This is a genomic window from Paenibacillus sp. BT-177 (assembly GCF_025846815.2).
GTDB lineage: Bacteria > Bacillota > Bacilli > Paenibacillales > Paenibacillaceae > Paenibacillus > Paenibacillus polymyxa_C.
In genome coordinates this window covers 327571-341340 of record NZ_JAOYTP010000004.1, presented here as the reverse complement: position 1 = coordinate 341340, position 13770 = coordinate 327571, and the positions used below count along the sequence as shown (strand labels likewise).

Below are 13770 nucleotides of genomic sequence, written 5' to 3'. Positions count from 1 at the left end.
TTAAGATATCTTGGAATAAAGATATGAGTAACGGAGGCTGTTAATATGTCTGTAAAACCAGATGATCAGGACTTAGCGCTTAATTTGTTCGTTGTTCTGGCACGTGCCTATAATTCGGTCACGTCACGCACGAATCGGGACATTCATAGTCATGGATTAAATACAACTGAATTTGGTGTGCTCGACCTGCTGTATTATCGCGGACCGCAGCCTTTGCAGAAAATTGGAGAAAAGGTACTGATCTCCAGTGGAAATATTACGTATGTGGTGGATAAACTCCAGAAAAAAAACCTGCTTACTCGCCGTGCGTCACAAGATGATCGGCGTGTAATTTATGCAGAATTGACTGACGATGGACGTCATTTTTTTGAGCAAATATTTCCGCAGCATCATCGTGTTATTATGGAGACTGTGGATGGCTTATCCGTCGAAGAGAAGGAGCAGGCTATTCATCTGCTAAAAAAGCTTGGACTAACAGCTGAGGGACAGAAGAGTAACGGATCATAAGTGTTGCATATTCTGGTTAATTCGGCTTTGAGATAAAATACCGACTTTTCGGTATTTTATTTTTTTGTCTAATTTTGGAGCAGTAGGTACGCAAATCAGGTATAATTGTCTAATAGTCTCGATCTGAGGTCATCCCTAGAACCTGTTTCATATACAAATACCTTGTCGGGGAAGGAGCTGTACATGAGTATACAGCAATATACCGCAGGTGAGTCGCTATTAATGCAAGCAGGAGGCTTGGCTGAACTAGTTACCCATAAACAATACGAATTACAGCCGGATCTTTTGGAGCGCTTTGGGGACAACGGTAAAATAAAGACAAAACAGGACTCCATATATAGTTTGAACTATTTAGCAGAAAGTGTAATCGTGAACAGTCCTATTTTATTTACGTATTATGTTTCCTGGTTAAAGAGACTTCTAGAAGGTTTCGGCATAACCCAAGAAGATTTGATCATCAATTTTCAATTAATTCGGGAGACGTTGGTAGAGCACTTTCATCACACGGATAAAACGACGGTGCTGATGCATCTGGAATTGGGGATACAGCAAATTGGGAAGAAGGAGGAGTACGCCTCTTTTATTACAGATGATAATCCCTATGCTGCAGATGTGGCTCAATATTTGGAATATTTACTTTTAGGTAATCGCAGACAGGCTTTGGATTGGATCGTTCATTTGCTTGATGAAGGTACGTCTATTCAACATACTTATAAATATATTTTTCAAATTTCGCAATATGAAATAGGTCGTCTGTGGCATGAAGGCAAAATTACGGTTGGCCAAGAACATTTTTGTACTGCTGCGACTCAGTTTATTATTTCCAGCCTGTATCCCAGATGGATAGGTACTGGAAATAAGGGACGCAGCCTTGTAGGAGCATGCGTAGGCAGCGAGCAGCATGAAATAGGTCTGCGTATGCTGGCTGATATATTCGAAATGGATGGTTGGGATACGTACTATTTAGGTGCTAATGTACCTGATCGGAGCCTGCTTCAGGCCATTGTAAGTTACAACGCAGATGTGGTAGCTATCTCAGCTACCATGGCTTACCATGTCCATCTGGTGAAAAAGTTGATTACTGTTATCCGTCAAAATACAACTACTAGTCATGTGAAAATTATGGTCGGTGGCTTGCCCTTTAATCTTGATTCACACTTATGGCAGGAAGTTGGGGCGGATGGATATGCACCAGGTGCGGAGGAAGCGCTGGAGGTAGCAGAGGACATACTTTCGCTCAAGAGATAATGTTAGTGTTGGCAACCCGTAAGTCATTTTGTAAAGGGGGCCTTTTAATATGAAGGAACCGACAGCAGAAATGGCTGTCCTGCGGAGAACGGTCGAACAATTAACGGATGAGGTTCTGAAAAGCAAAGCTGAGGAAGAAAAGCTGCTGAATGAATTTTCAGCAATGAATAACGAGTTGGTCAATCTGCAGCGTCAGCTTGCCAAAAGCAATGCGGAATTAAAGCGGACAAAGGAAGAAGCGATACGGGCTAATGACCTGAAGAGCACTTTTCTCGCCGTGGTTAGTCATGAATTTAGAACGCCAATGAACGGAATTCTGGGGATGATCGAACTGTTAGCTTCATCCAAACTGTCTCCAGATCAGCGGCAGGCCATCGGTGTGATACGTGAGTCGGCCTCTCTGCTGCTAAACATGATTAATAATCTGCTCGATATATCCAAAGTAGAAGCAGGACAGATGGAATTGGAGATCGGAAATGTCAGAGTCCAAGCGATTATGAGCCATGTTGCCCAGTTGTTGGAGCCACAAATTTATCAGATGGGCAACCAGTTGAGTATAGAGACTGATCCTGGCGTGGCAGAGCATCTCGAAGGAGATTCGGCAAGGATCATGCAGATCTTGCTTAATCTGTTGAACAATGCGAATAAATTTACAAGCGAAGGGAACCTTGTTGTTCGGACAAAATTGGTTGAGGAAACAAAAGATTCCCAACGTGTTCGTTTTGAAGTACAGGATTCGGGCATCGGGATTTCACCGGAGGATCAGGACAAGCTGTTTCAGCCTTATGTGCAAGCTGGTGAGGGCGGCGCCTCTCAATATGGAGGAACGGGACTGGGACTATGGATATGCAGCTCGTTTGTGAAACTTATGCAAGGAGAGATTGGGGTCGTCAGCGAAGAAGGCCAAGGCTCCACATTCTGGTTTGAAATTCCCTTCAGGAAGGCATCAGGACAGGCAGATAAAATAGAGAAACATGAAAATGGTAAATTGACGGCACGTAGCGAATTGCTTCGTGAGCATAGTCTTTCTCAAGCTATTTTGGTGGCTGAGGATAATCGGGTGAATCGTCAAGTGGTGCAATTACAGCTTAACCACCTGGGATTCCAGCATATTGACTTTGCCGAGGATGGGCAAGCCGCAGTAAGAGCGGCCTCCGAACGATCCTACGCCTGCATTCTAATGGATCACCATATGCCTCTGCTAAATGGTCACGATGCGACGAAAGCGATCCGCCAGTGGGAAGTAGAAAACCAACAGCCGCCCGTAACGATCATTTCTTTGACCGGAAATGTGTCCGAGGAAGACCAGGCTCGTGGGCGGGAGGTTGGAGTGAACGATTACTTGACGAAACCGGTGACGATTGAAAATCTCTCAGAAAAGCTCGTCAAATGGCTACCCGTTCCGGAATCCGAGCCTATTTTGGATGAGGATGTTATTCGGGAAATTATGTTGCTGGATGAGGATGGTAGCACGGGATTACTCGAGTCATTGGTTGAAATGTATACTAGTGATACACCTGCCAAAATCAACAAGTTAAAAGAATTGGTTGCTGCGGGCGAAGCCACAAAAGTAGTAGAGGCTGCTCATGAGTTGAAATCAGGCAGCGTGAGTCTAGGGGTCGGGCGTTTGTCCAAGTTGCTGTCTGATATTGAACAGCTTGCACGGGAGAACCGACTTGAGAATACGCAAGTGAAGTTGTCTGCGCTCCAGTCTGTCTATCAGGCAACGTGCTTAGAGCTGGAACGTTATATTCACCAGTCTAGACTGATTCCCCCTTGTTAGACTTGTACCTAGAAGGAGGACCTAAGATATATATATGAAAGAACAGCTGCGTTCCATTCACCCGCTGGCCTGGACAATTATAGCGGGTACGATTTTTGGTCGGATGGCGACCTCGATGAGCATCCCATTTTTGTCTATTTATCTGACCACCCGTCTGGGGGTCTCCCCCTTTCATACGGGGGTGATCGTATCGGTCAGCTCGCTGGTCGGCATTTTTGCCAGCTTTTACGGTGGATATATTTCAGATCGGATCGGACGGCGTAAGGTGATGCTGGTATCCATCGCGAGTTGGGCGCTTGTATTCGTCGCTTTTGCGTTGGCAGAAGCGGCTTGGGCTTTTTTTGTCATTAATGCTCTGAACGGACTATGCAGATCCTTGTTCGAGCCAACTTCGCGGGCGCTATTATCAGATGTAACCCCCAAGGAGAAAAGATTGCTCGTCTATAACATGAGATATGCGGCGATTAATGTTGGTGTGGTGGCAGGACCGCTGCTTGGTTTGATGTTGGGATCGGCATCTACAGGTACGCCGTTTATGGTAGCCGCTGGTGTGTATGCTCTGTACGGGGTGCTGCTGTTGATCCAATTTACTCGGTATGCAGCGGATCTGCATGTAGGCACAACCGCAGGAGAGGCTCCGCTGCGGATGGGCGAGGCGTTCCGAACAGCCAGCAGAGATCCCGTATTTATGCCGATTTTGTTGGGAACCGTATTCTGCGTAATGGGCTATGCTCATTCCAATTCGACAATGCCTCAATTTTTATCGTTGTCCTTCGAGGAAGGTACCCGGTGGTTTACATACATGCTAACGGTCAACGCGGTTTGCGTATTGGCTTTTCAGTATCCACTGGTACGACTGGCAAGCCGCTTTTCTCCAGTGAATTCCTTAATAGCAGGGAATATATGTATTGCAGTCAGCTTGCTGCTGTGCGGTATGCTAAACTCAGGCTGGATGTTTATACTGGATATGGTGTTGTTTACAGTAGGCGAAGTATTATTGTTCACGATGCTGGACGTACTGATTGATCAAATTGCTGATGCTCAATATAAAGGGACCTACTTCGGTACGATCGGCTTTAATAATTTGGGTAGTGTACTGGCTCCTTTATTTGGTGGCTGGTTGCTGGATATCTATGGTCAAACAGCACCGCTTGCCGTGTTTGTTCCGGTTGCACTGTCGGTTGTGATCGGTATTCCGTTCCTGCTGGTCGCACGCCGCCGTTTGGCGCAGCGTACAGCCCGGTTCGCGGCTCAAGGTGGAGAGTCTGTGCAGCAACTATCATCATAAAAAAGGGAGCTGAGTACAGGATGAAGTCGGAAGAAGATGTGCTACGAATTATACAATATATGAATGATCCACAGGTCTTGGAAGACTTGCGCTATGTGCGAGAGCTGAAGCTTCCGCAAGGCTGTATAGCCGCGGGCTATGTACGAAACCGGGTTTGGGACAAGCTTCATGGCTATACAACGGCTACACCTCTAAACGATATCGATGTTATTTATTTTGACCCTAAAAATACGCTAGAGGAACGAGATGAGTTTCTGGAGCAGTCCTTGAATCGTAAACAGGCAGGACGCAACTGGTCTGTCAAAAATCAAGCTCGGATGCATATTCGCAATGGGGAGGCTCCGTATTCCTCGATAGAGGATGCGATGAGCCGCTGGCCAGAGACGGCAACAGCTGTAGCCATTCGATTGAATGCCAAGGATCAAATGGAGGTTATTTGTCCGCATGGGTTGGAAGATCTGCTGGATATGCGGGTACGCCAAAGCCCCCTGTTCCGTCACACTACGGCTTTTCGTCAGCGTGTATTTGAAAAACAGTGGCTAGATAATTGGCCGTTGCTTATTGTGGAAAACTAAAGTATAACCTCATTTCAGATTATAAGGAGAGACGACTAACGATGTTTAAAAATATAAAACCAGATTCAGATCGTGAGGAGGTGATGGAGCTCCTTACCTACGCTGTGCTTGATCATCCTGAACGCGGAGAGGCGGCTTTGCGTGCTTATCAAGCCTCGGATGAATGGAAGTTGTTCGGTGTGGAAGATGAAGGACTTATTGTAGGTGTTGTCGGTTTTGAGGAGCGGGAGGATGGAACGATCGTGCTCCATCATCTGGCTGTATTACCTGAAAATCGTCATAGAGGCTACGGCAGAGGGATGTTGCTTACGCTTATTAAGGAGCGTAGCCCGAAGCGACTTATGGTGGACACAGATGCGGAGGGGGCAGATTTCTTCCGCAACGTGGGTTTTGCCGTATATGGATCGGAGGATTTGCCAGATGGTGGGCAATTCCATTGTATATATGAAATAGACGAAGAATAAGCGAATCTCCGTGTCCCACTTCCTTTTTTCTACATAATATATGTTATGTCGGAGGGAGGTGGGTTTCATTGGCGTATCACTACACAGCGATTGGAGATTCTTTAACGACCGGTGCAGGGACGTTGCTGAGTGGCGGCTTTGTACCTGTCTATCGGCGAATGGCGGAAAGACATCTCCGTACGCCAGTCAGTTACGAGAATCTGGGAATCAACGGATTGACATCGCAGGAGCTGCTGTCCATGGTCCGCAACAATCCGCTTTTTCGGTCGGCAATCAGCCGGGCTGAACTCATAACGGTGACGATCGGCGGGAATGATCTGCGTCCATATATCAGTACACTTGCTGGAAGCCCAGGCGCGTCGGGTTCTTCCATTCCGCAAGCGCTGAATCATACCAAAGAACATGTACGCCAAATTGTACATGCCCTGTATCAAATAAAGTCCGGTCAGCGTGAGCCATTTATCATCCGAATGGTGGGGTTATATAATCCTTTTCCAGGAGTAAGGGAGGCGGGAGTATATGTGCGCCAATACAACTCGTTTCTCTATACATTGGGCGGACCGAATTATCGGGTAGCGAACATTTATCCCATATTCGAAGGCAATGAACGGGCACTGCTTTCGCTGGACCGGATACATCCGAACAGCCGTGGTTATCGCGTGATTGCGGAAGAGCTGAATCGACTTGGTTATGCGCCGTTACGATGACCGTGAGAGGATGCTTTGGATCGGAAAAAAGTATAATAAAGAAAGAGGTTCATCATGGCAGATTAACTGTTCATCTTGAACCTCTTTTTTGCGTTTTAGCGTGTGATTTAGCTGATTATTTTACGGAATAGACTGCGTGCAGCCCACTTGCGCTCACTTCGTTTGCGGTATTTGGGCAGAGAACGATAGACAGCAATAGACTGGTTAAATGCAGTGATGGCTTCATCCTTGCGTCCCAGCATACGGTACATCAGGCCTGTCAGATAATAGCCCTCGCTGGAAGAAGACTGAATCTGCTGAAAATGCTGTAGATAGTGTAGTGACTTATTTACGTCTCTTTCCTTGAAAGCTGCGGCTAAATGTAAATAGGGTTCACCGTATTGCACCCGCGGGTTAATGTCCAGTGCCTTGAGTAAATGCTGTTCTCCATCCTCCAGGTGGGTTATGTGTACCTCAGCCGTACCCCGCGCGTTCCAATAATCTGCTGAATCTTCATATCGGGATTGAATTTCCAATAGTAGCTCCAAAGCCTGCGAGTATTTCTTGCTTTCGATCCAAATCCGTGCCAAATCAAACTTGGCAGCCACATCGTTGGTGTTTAACACAATTTGCTGACGCAATCGTGCTGCATTGCGTCTTCTTTTCCACGGTTTGCTGATGCTGGGCAATACACCGACAAAGCTGCGATCCAATATATAGATCACAATTAGGAGTACGAGCAATGCCAAAAATGGATTACCGAGCAAACTCCATAGTAGAGAGAAAATTAAAAATTTCCCAATCATTCTGCTCCAATCCTCCTGTATATGTAACTATCCATACTTTCCACATTATAGCATAGGTTACTTTAAGGGGCATTAGCATGATGAGATTTCGAAGGATGATAGCTTTCAGAATTGGTGGGGAACTTGTACATGCTTTTGATATATCGATGGGGAAAAAGAGGAGCATGAGAAGTCTCAGCATTCCCGCCAAAAGGTTGAACAGTCGGCCTTATCCAAAATATTAAACTCGATTATTTTCTCAAGTAATGAGAAATCAACTGGACTATCCCACTGGATACGTACCAACTGCTTGGTGTGATTATAGCCAGCCTGTACAATTAACTCAGAAAAATGATTAATCCCTGCCTTTTCAGGGGCAACGGCTAAATGATGTTTGGCTACGCTAAAGCCAATAATAAATGTGCCGTGATCCGTAAACATAGGCTGATTCCACGCAATTTTTGGCAATAAATTTGGGAAATTCTTGGTTACCCAAGCCAAAACCTCTTCCGTTCGGACCCGATGTTGTGGGTTATCAATATGCGCTAAATATTCTGCAAAAACTTCCATGTTGTTCCCTCCTAAAATAAAAATTATGTCCTGTAATATTCCTCAGCAAGAATAGAGTACAAATATGAATCATGAAACTCGCCTTTGTAGTACCAATGTTCTCGCATTATACCTTCACGTTGCATTCCGATCTGTTGCATAACCTTCTCAGAAGCTTTATTTTCCGGACGACATGTTGCATAAATACGATGGACATCAAGTGTGCTAAATCCAAATCCTAGCAGGGCTCGTGCCGCTTCTGTTGCATAACCCTTACCTTGATAATCTGGGTTTAAAATATAACCCATTTCTGCATTAGTATCTTTGACATGAATACCAACACCGCCGATCAGAATTCCAGTGTCTTTCAGACATACGGCTAGTTCGTAGTCTTGTCGTGGCTTTTCCAGCTGTGAGACTAAAACTTGTTCTATATACTCCTTTGTATCTTCTTCTGTATTGGGTCCCCATGCTGTGTGCCTAGTAACTTGAGGCAATGACGTGTAGGTATGTATACTTCCCCAATCGGATCTGCAAATATCACGAATGATGAGCCGATCTGTCTCAAATTGCATAATGATTCCTCCTGTCTATAATTAGCGTACATATTCGTGTTTTCTGAAAAATCTATTAAACCTATTTAAGCAGATCTGATGGGAAAGATTCAAGATTTTGAAAGAAAACGTTAAAGAAGAGTATCGAATTACGTGTTGAACAATGGGAACGAATGAATCCTTTTGCCGCCTGAACGCAAACCGCAAGGGAGGCGTCCGGCAAAAGGCAATCAGAAGATAATGAATGTGGTAATGGAGCAGCCTACGGTTATGGGGTATCTGCTTGTCCTAAAACACCCTGCGAGCTGTTACGAAACGTTTCTTCCATTTACCGTCAAACGTGTCAAAATGAACGCCGCGTTCTTTGGAGAAAGTGTGCAGCAATTTGTTGTTCCCTGCATAGATCGCCACATGGCCGATCTCCAGCCCCCGCGCACTGAAGAACAGCAGGTCACCTTTGCGCAGCTCGTTCAGCCCGATCTCTTGGCCTTCTTTGGCCTGATCGTAAGAGACACGGGGGAGGTCGACAGAGAGCGTATGCCGGAACACTTCCCCGACAAAAGAGGAACAATCAAAGGTCGATGTCTGTCCGGTTGCAGCGCCGAATTCATAAGGGGCACCAAGGAATTTCTGCCCGTAGGCGATCAGTTCATCTCCCTGCCGTTCTGCTAGGGAAGTGCTGGTATAGTCACTGTATTTTGGTTTTGCCGATATGTACCCGGTCAGGTTGTTTTTAGTGCGTACTTCCAGCCAGAGGGCATTGACCTCGCGGATGACATGAACCTTTTCACCGGTTGGAATAAGCCGCAGGGAAGGGGAAGTTTCTGATGAATCCGGTTTGCTACGCAGGTTGACTCCGGAAAGAACCGTTGTGAAAAAATCATCAGCGGAGGCAATCCGAATCGTACGGGTTAGGTCGTCCCACTTCACTGTGCTCCCAAGTGCTTCACTCACAAAACGCAGTGGAATCATTGTGTTGCCCTCAACAATCTGTCCGGGAACGTTCAGGGATAGCGTTTTACCGTTGAGGGTGGAAGTGACTTCTCCAATGCGATAGGTCAGCGTCGTGTCGTTTTTGGTTGCTGTTACGGTTTTGCTGGATCCGTTCCAGGAAAGCACAGCTCCTTGCGCTTCAAACAACTGCCGCATGGGAACGAGCGTTGTCCCGTTTAGCAGTAGCGGTTGAGCAGTAAGCTCAAGCGGGCGGTCATCCACATAAACGGTTGTTACTGGAGTTAGCGGTGCCGGCTTGGCATAAGATGGGGTTGCTTGAAGCAGTAGTACTGCCAGCAGAGCCAGCCATACTTTCTTGTTGATTCTCATGCTGTCATCACCTCGTTGTTAATGTGTTCCTCTAAGTTGTACGATACTGTCTCCGATTAGTTGTGTACCAATTATTGGACTGATTCAAAAAAACAAAACAAACAAAAATAAAACAAAGCAATATCTGTGTTTTTATATTGACATCAAAATAAAATAAAGATAGAATTACAATTGTGAAATGTTTCACTTTAGAGTAATTCTGTATTTAGCGAGGGATCAAAAGTGAATCCTTAGGAGGCAGATTTTTATGAGCGCACATGTATTTTTTGTACCATCTATCAATCTGATGGGAAAAGGCTGTTTGCATGAAGTTGAACCCTATATAAAAGAACTACATTTAAACAAAGCACTGGTCGTGACGGATAAGTTTCTGATGAAGAGTGGAATTGCCGGCAAGGTCACATCCTTGCTGGATGATATAGGCATGGACTATGCGGTATATGATGAGGTCAAGCCCAACCCGACCTGTAAAAATGTACATGATGGCGTCCAATTTCTACAAGAAAACGGCTGTGACTTCTTAATTTCCATTGGCGGAGGATCCCCACAGGATACGGCCAAGGGAATCGGCATTATTGCTACCAACGGGGGACATATAACTGAGTATGAGGGCGTTCATCAATCCAAGCATAAATCGCTGCCGATTGTCGCTATTAATACAACGGCAGGAACATCCGCAGAAATTACAATCAATTATGTCATTACGGACGAAGAGCGCAAAGTCAAAATGGTTATGGTTGACAAGAATAGCGTAGCTACGATTTCAGTCAACGATCCTGAACTGATGGTAGACAAACCCGCCGCATTAACGGCAGCTACAGGACTAGATGCTTTGACCCATGCCATTGAAGCTTTGGTTACTCCAGGCTCCTACCCTGTTACAAATGCGACCGCGTTGGCAGCAGTAGAACTTATTTTTAACAATTTGGCCCGCACGGTGAGCGACGGTCATGATATAGAAGCACGTGAACAAATGGTTTTCGCTATTTTCTTGGGAGGACTTGCATTTAATAATGCCGGCTTGGGTTACGTCCATGCTATGGCCCATCAGCTAGGCGGCGTATACGATTTGCCTCATGGGGTTTGCAATGCCATGCTGCTGCCGATTGTGGAGGAGGAGAATGCCAAGCATGTACCAGAGAAGTTTCGTGCCATTGCTAAGGTGATCGGTTTTGAAGATAAGGGAAAAACGGATAAAGAATGCGCAGACTATGTAATTCAAAGAATCAAAGACCTGTCGAAGGAAGTAGGGATTCCTGCCAAACTTTCTGAACTAGGTGTAAACGAGGTGGATTTAGATTTGCTTGCCGAAAACTCCATGAAGGATGCTTGCGCTCCGGGCAATCCGTTCATACCTAGCAAAGAACAAGTTATCGAAATGTTTAAGAAAATTCTATAAATCATACTGCTATTATTTTGTTATATACTTTAAGGGCTGTCCCAGGAACTGATCAAGAATACCGGGAACGGCCCTTCTAAAGACAACCCTATAGAACGTAGCGCGGTTAATGGTGGCCTTCCTTTTGGCCTAAGTCATTACAGATTCCCATTTGTCCACTTTTTTACTTAAGAACTCCTGAAGCTCCCCCTCGTTGTTGCTTAGCTTATAAAATAAAGAAAGGGCGACCAGAATCACGTCTGCACATTCCTCTTTGACATCGGAAATATTCAATTGCTTATATTCGCTTCCGTTTGCATTCATATAAGACAGCATGGCTTGAGAGGTTTCTCCTACTTCTTCGGATAGTTTAAGAACCATCTGCTCTAATGTCTTCTTTTCTTGGGTACTCAAGTATTGGATTTTCTTCAATATTTGTTCCATTTAACAAGCTCCTAACTATTTTTAACTTTATTATAACAGACTAAAATCTAGTTCTTTGAAGCATTTCATACGTTAAAATCAGATCAGACTGACTAAATACTTGATATATATAGATGTCTATGTAATAATACTTGTATGTTAAAAAATAATGCAGCTGCACTTGTAGGAACTATTAGGGACTCGATCAATAAATTAATTGTATCTGAGCTCGAATCCTATGGAGTTGAAGGAATCGTACCTACCCATGGTGGAATACTGATGTTCCTGTATCAAACGGATGGACTTTCGATTAAGGAATTGACGCAAAAAATTGCTCGTCAGCAGCCCACAGTCACTGTTTTAATCGACAAGCTAGTAAAATTGGGGTATGTGGAAAGGAAAAAAGAAAGGGAGGATAGCCGAGTTACTCTGATCTATCTTACAGAAAAGGGAAAAGAGCTGGAACCTATATTTGAGGCGATCTCTAATAAATTAAAAGAAACCATCTATGGTGGTCTCAAAGACGAGGAAAAAAAACAACTGGAATATCTGTTGGAGCATGTAAAAAACAGGTTTTAAATTTTTTTTTGAATAAATGCATAGATACCTATACAAATGCCAAAATAAATAAAATATCTGGAGGTCATAAAAATGAAACATCTTATCATCTATGCTCACTCTAAAGCTGAAAGCTTTAACCACGCGATACTGGAAACGGTTGTAACTACCTTGAAGGAAAAAGGTGACGAAGTCGTTGTACGCGATCTGTACGCTCTTGATTTTCAACCGGTATTAAAACCTGAGGATACGGCTGCGATGAGAGCTGGACAAACGCCGGCTGATATCAAAGTAGAGCAGGAATATATCTCGCAGTCTGATACGATTACGTTTATTTCACCCATTTGGTGGACAGGTCTTCCTGCGATCCTGAAAGGTTACGTTGATCGTGTATTTGCATATGGCTTTGCATATACGGCTGGTGCAGAAGGGATTAATAAGCTGCTTACAGGTAAAAAAGGGTTTATCGTGAATACACATGGTACGCCCAACGCGATCTACGATGAAATTGGTATGACCGCAGGATTGAAGCTCACATCAGATACGGGTATTTTTGATTTTGTTGGAATTGAATCAGTCGGTCACTTGCTGCTTGGAAGTATCGGCTACCTCGATGAAGATGGTTACAAAGGATTGTTGAAACAAGTACAAGACACGGTTAAAACGGTGCTGTAAAGTTAGTTTATATTCGTTCAGAAGCGTAGGACATTCTTTAAACGATATGGTCAACCAGCAATTACGGGTTGGCCTTTTCTTACAAATGCTAATACTTTTCCAATATAGTCCAGACAACGATCTGATCCTGCTTGTTATTATGGGGATATACAAAACTAGCCTTCGTACGATTTATTTTGTCATAATATACTATGGCGTTTAGGCTTTGGGCAGAGTCGTAGCTTTGATCCACGAAATGGTTGCCCAATTTATTTTTCACATCCTCAAGTTTCTGAAGTTTGTGGCCACTGATGCTGGAAAATTCGCTCTCGGACAAGGTTTGCAGTTTCATAATCTCTCCACTAGAACTATAGACAATCAAGAAATTTTCAAAATACCTGTGATCGGCATCTTTTGTGTGTTTATCGTTAAAATCGGGGTTCTTTTTATAAGCAGTCAAATCAATCTCCGCAATATTCTTGCTTAGTGGAATATTGTTTATTGACAATTCCGATAGATCCGTTGATTTTACCGACATCTCCGTCCTTAGATCTTTTGTGAAATATGCCATTAAAGCGATCAGGATAACAATACATATAATGAAGCTTTTTTTGGGGATTAGCTTAAGCATAGTTTGAAGACTCCTTCACTATCACAGAGATTAGCATGGTTTATTTTATCGCAAATACTGGAATATACTATTTATTGTAACGAGTCAATGAATGAGATTAAAGAATTTTTTGTTCTCGGCCTGAGAGATGTCTATAGGTGAAGGGGGAAGGATAATAATTCACAAATATTTCATTGTTATTATTGTTGGCAATTCTTTATAGTACATAGTATCCATATTTAGTTTAACGTCGAGATAATGGAATTAATTTCCCCTTACTCCGAGATCATCTGCATGTATCCAGAACATGAATTACGGCAGCGCTTACGGGAATAAGGAAAAAGGCGATGTGGCAATAGAAATAGAAATGCCTGATGTGGTCAAT

Annotated in this window: 16 protein-coding genes; 10 read left to right on the top strand and 6 right to left on the bottom strand. The window is 44.1% G+C overall.

What is annotated here, in order from left to right; genetic code table 11:
- The first annotated feature begins 45 nt into the window (after positions 1–45).
- From OIU26_RS15155 to OIU26_RS15125, 7 genes are all read left to right on the top strand, one after another.
- Positions 46–507 (top strand): MarR family winged helix-turn-helix transcriptional regulator, encoded by a 462-nt coding sequence (locus OIU26_RS15155; protein WP_013309820.1) that lies wholly within the window; start codon positions 46–48, stop codon positions 505–507.
- Positions 508–690: 183 nt separating this feature from the next.
- Positions 691–1755 (top strand): cobalamin-dependent protein, encoded by a 1065-nt coding sequence (locus OIU26_RS15150; protein ID WP_264217282.1) that lies wholly within the window; start codon positions 691–693, stop codon positions 1753–1755.
- Positions 1756–1804: 49 nt separating this feature from the next.
- Positions 1805–3538, top strand: a complete 1734-nt coding sequence (locus tag OIU26_RS15145; RefSeq protein ID WP_264217281.1) for an ATP-binding protein — start codon at positions 1805–1807, stop codon at positions 3536–3538.
- Positions 3539–3572: 34 nt separating this feature from the next.
- Complete coding sequence (locus OIU26_RS15140; RefSeq protein ID WP_264217280.1) at positions 3573–4826, top strand: MDR family MFS transporter; 1254 nt, start codon at positions 3573–3575, stop codon at positions 4824–4826.
- Between the two features lie 20 nt (positions 4827–4846).
- Positions 4847–5401 (top strand): nucleotidyltransferase family protein, encoded by a 555-nt coding sequence (locus OIU26_RS15135; protein WP_016819242.1) that lies wholly within the window; start codon positions 4847–4849, stop codon positions 5399–5401.
- A gap of 41 nt (positions 5402–5442) precedes the next feature.
- Positions 5443–5865: a GNAT family N-acetyltransferase gene (locus OIU26_RS15130; RefSeq protein WP_264217279.1), complete on the top strand. Its 423-nt coding sequence runs from the start codon at positions 5443–5445 to the stop codon at positions 5863–5865.
- A 68-nt stretch (positions 5866–5933) separates the two neighbouring features.
- Positions 5934–6572: a GDSL-type esterase/lipase family protein gene (locus tag OIU26_RS15125; RefSeq protein ID WP_040101598.1), complete on the top strand. Its 639-nt coding sequence runs from the start codon at positions 5934–5936 to the stop codon at positions 6570–6572.
- Between the two features lie 107 nt (positions 6573–6679).
- Here OIU26_RS15125 and OIU26_RS15120 read toward each other — a convergent pair whose 3' ends face one another.
- The 4 genes from OIU26_RS15120 to OIU26_RS15105 all read right to left on the bottom strand — a co-directional run bounded on the left by OIU26_RS15120 (position 6680) and on the right by OIU26_RS15105 (position 9762).
- Positions 6680–7357 (bottom strand): tetratricopeptide repeat protein, encoded by a 678-nt coding sequence (locus tag OIU26_RS15120; RefSeq protein ID WP_264217278.1) that lies wholly within the window; start codon positions 7355–7357, stop codon positions 6680–6682.
- A 174-nt stretch (positions 7358–7531) separates the two neighbouring features.
- Entirely contained in the window at positions 7532–7906 is a 375-nt protein-coding gene (locus OIU26_RS15115; RefSeq protein WP_264217277.1) for an iron chaperone, read from the bottom strand.
- 23 nt (positions 7907–7929) lie between these two features.
- Positions 7930–8460, bottom strand: coding sequence for a GNAT family N-acetyltransferase (locus OIU26_RS15110; RefSeq protein WP_264217276.1), 531 nt, complete (start codon positions 8458–8460; stop codon positions 7930–7932).
- Between the two features lie 267 nt (positions 8461–8727).
- Positions 8728–9762, bottom strand: a complete 1035-nt coding sequence (locus tag OIU26_RS15105; RefSeq protein ID WP_264217275.1) for a stalk domain-containing protein — start codon at positions 9760–9762, stop codon at positions 8728–8730.
- Between the two features lie 247 nt (positions 9763–10009).
- On the opposite strand from OIU26_RS15105, the gene OIU26_RS15100 reads away from it, so the two are divergent.
- A complete protein-coding gene (locus tag OIU26_RS15100; protein WP_264217274.1) occupies positions 10010–11161 on the top strand; it encodes an iron-containing alcohol dehydrogenase in 1152 nt (383 codons plus the stop codon).
- Between the two features lie 129 nt (positions 11162–11290).
- On the opposite strand, the gene OIU26_RS15095 is transcribed toward OIU26_RS15100, so the two are convergent.
- Positions 11291–11584 (bottom strand): MazG-like family protein, encoded by a 294-nt coding sequence (locus tag OIU26_RS15095; protein WP_264217273.1) that lies wholly within the window; start codon positions 11582–11584, stop codon positions 11291–11293.
- A gap of 135 nt (positions 11585–11719) precedes the next feature.
- On the opposite strand from OIU26_RS15095, the gene OIU26_RS15090 reads away from it, so the two are divergent.
- On the top strand, positions 11720–12142 hold the full coding sequence (locus OIU26_RS15090; protein ID WP_025679508.1) for a MarR family winged helix-turn-helix transcriptional regulator: 423 nt from the start codon (positions 11720–11722) through the stop codon (positions 12140–12142).
- 72 nt (positions 12143–12214) lie between these two features.
- Positions 12215–12796: an NAD(P)H-dependent oxidoreductase gene (locus OIU26_RS15085; protein ID WP_264217272.1), complete on the top strand. Its 582-nt coding sequence runs from the start codon at positions 12215–12217 to the stop codon at positions 12794–12796.
- Positions 12797–12884: 88 nt separating this feature from the next.
- Here OIU26_RS15085 and OIU26_RS15080 read toward each other — a convergent pair whose 3' ends face one another.
- On the bottom strand, positions 12885–13406 hold the full coding sequence (locus OIU26_RS15080; RefSeq protein ID WP_264217271.1) for a peptidase M56: 522 nt from the start codon (positions 13404–13406) through the stop codon (positions 12885–12887).
- Between the last annotated feature and the right edge of the window lie 364 nt (positions 13407–13770).

What these genes read in the sequence shown, in the direction of transcription:
- OIU26_RS15140 (WP_264217280.1), top strand. Translation starts at nt 3,573, where the DNA reads ATGAAAGAACAGCTGCGTTCCATTCACCCGCTGGCCTGGACAATTATA.
- OIU26_RS15155 (WP_013309820.1), top strand. Translation starts at nt 46, where the DNA reads ATGTCTGTAAAACCAGATGATCAGGACTTAGCGCTTAATTTGTTCGTT.
- OIU26_RS15090 (WP_025679508.1), top strand. Translation starts at nt 11,720, where the DNA reads ATGTTAAAAAATAATGCAGCTGCACTTGTAGGAACTATTAGGGACTCG.
- OIU26_RS15150 (WP_264217282.1), top strand. Translation starts at nt 691, where the DNA reads ATGAGTATACAGCAATATACCGCAGGTGAGTCGCTATTAATGCAAGCA.
- OIU26_RS15105 (WP_264217275.1), bottom strand. Translation starts at nt 9,762, where the DNA reads ATGAGAATCAACAAGAAAGTATGGCTGGCTCTGCTGGCAGTACTACTG.
- OIU26_RS15085 (WP_264217272.1), top strand. Translation starts at nt 12,215, where the DNA reads ATGAAACATCTTATCATCTATGCTCACTCTAAAGCTGAAAGCTTTAAC.
- OIU26_RS15115 (WP_264217277.1), bottom strand. Translation starts at nt 7,906, where the DNA reads ATGGAAGTTTTTGCAGAATATTTAGCGCATATTGATAACCCACAACAT.
- OIU26_RS15130 (WP_264217279.1), top strand. Translation starts at nt 5,443, where the DNA reads ATGTTTAAAAATATAAAACCAGATTCAGATCGTGAGGAGGTGATGGAG.
- OIU26_RS15110 (WP_264217276.1), bottom strand. Translation starts at nt 8,460, where the DNA reads ATGCAATTTGAGACAGATCGGCTCATCATTCGTGATATTTGCAGATCC.
- OIU26_RS15145 (WP_264217281.1), top strand. Translation starts at nt 1,805, where the DNA reads ATGAAGGAACCGACAGCAGAAATGGCTGTCCTGCGGAGAACGGTCGAA.
- OIU26_RS15100 (WP_264217274.1), top strand. Translation starts at nt 10,010, where the DNA reads ATGAGCGCACATGTATTTTTTGTACCATCTATCAATCTGATGGGAAAA.
- OIU26_RS15120 (WP_264217278.1), bottom strand. Translation starts at nt 7,357, where the DNA reads ATGATTGGGAAATTTTTAATTTTCTCTCTACTATGGAGTTTGCTCGGT.
- OIU26_RS15095 (WP_264217273.1), bottom strand. Translation starts at nt 11,584, where the DNA reads ATGGAACAAATATTGAAGAAAATCCAATACTTGAGTACCCAAGAAAAG.
- OIU26_RS15135 (WP_016819242.1), top strand. Translation starts at nt 4,847, where the DNA reads ATGAAGTCGGAAGAAGATGTGCTACGAATTATACAATATATGAATGAT.
- OIU26_RS15080 (WP_264217271.1), bottom strand. Translation starts at nt 13,406, where the DNA reads ATGCTTAAGCTAATCCCCAAAAAAAGCTTCATTATATGTATTGTTATC.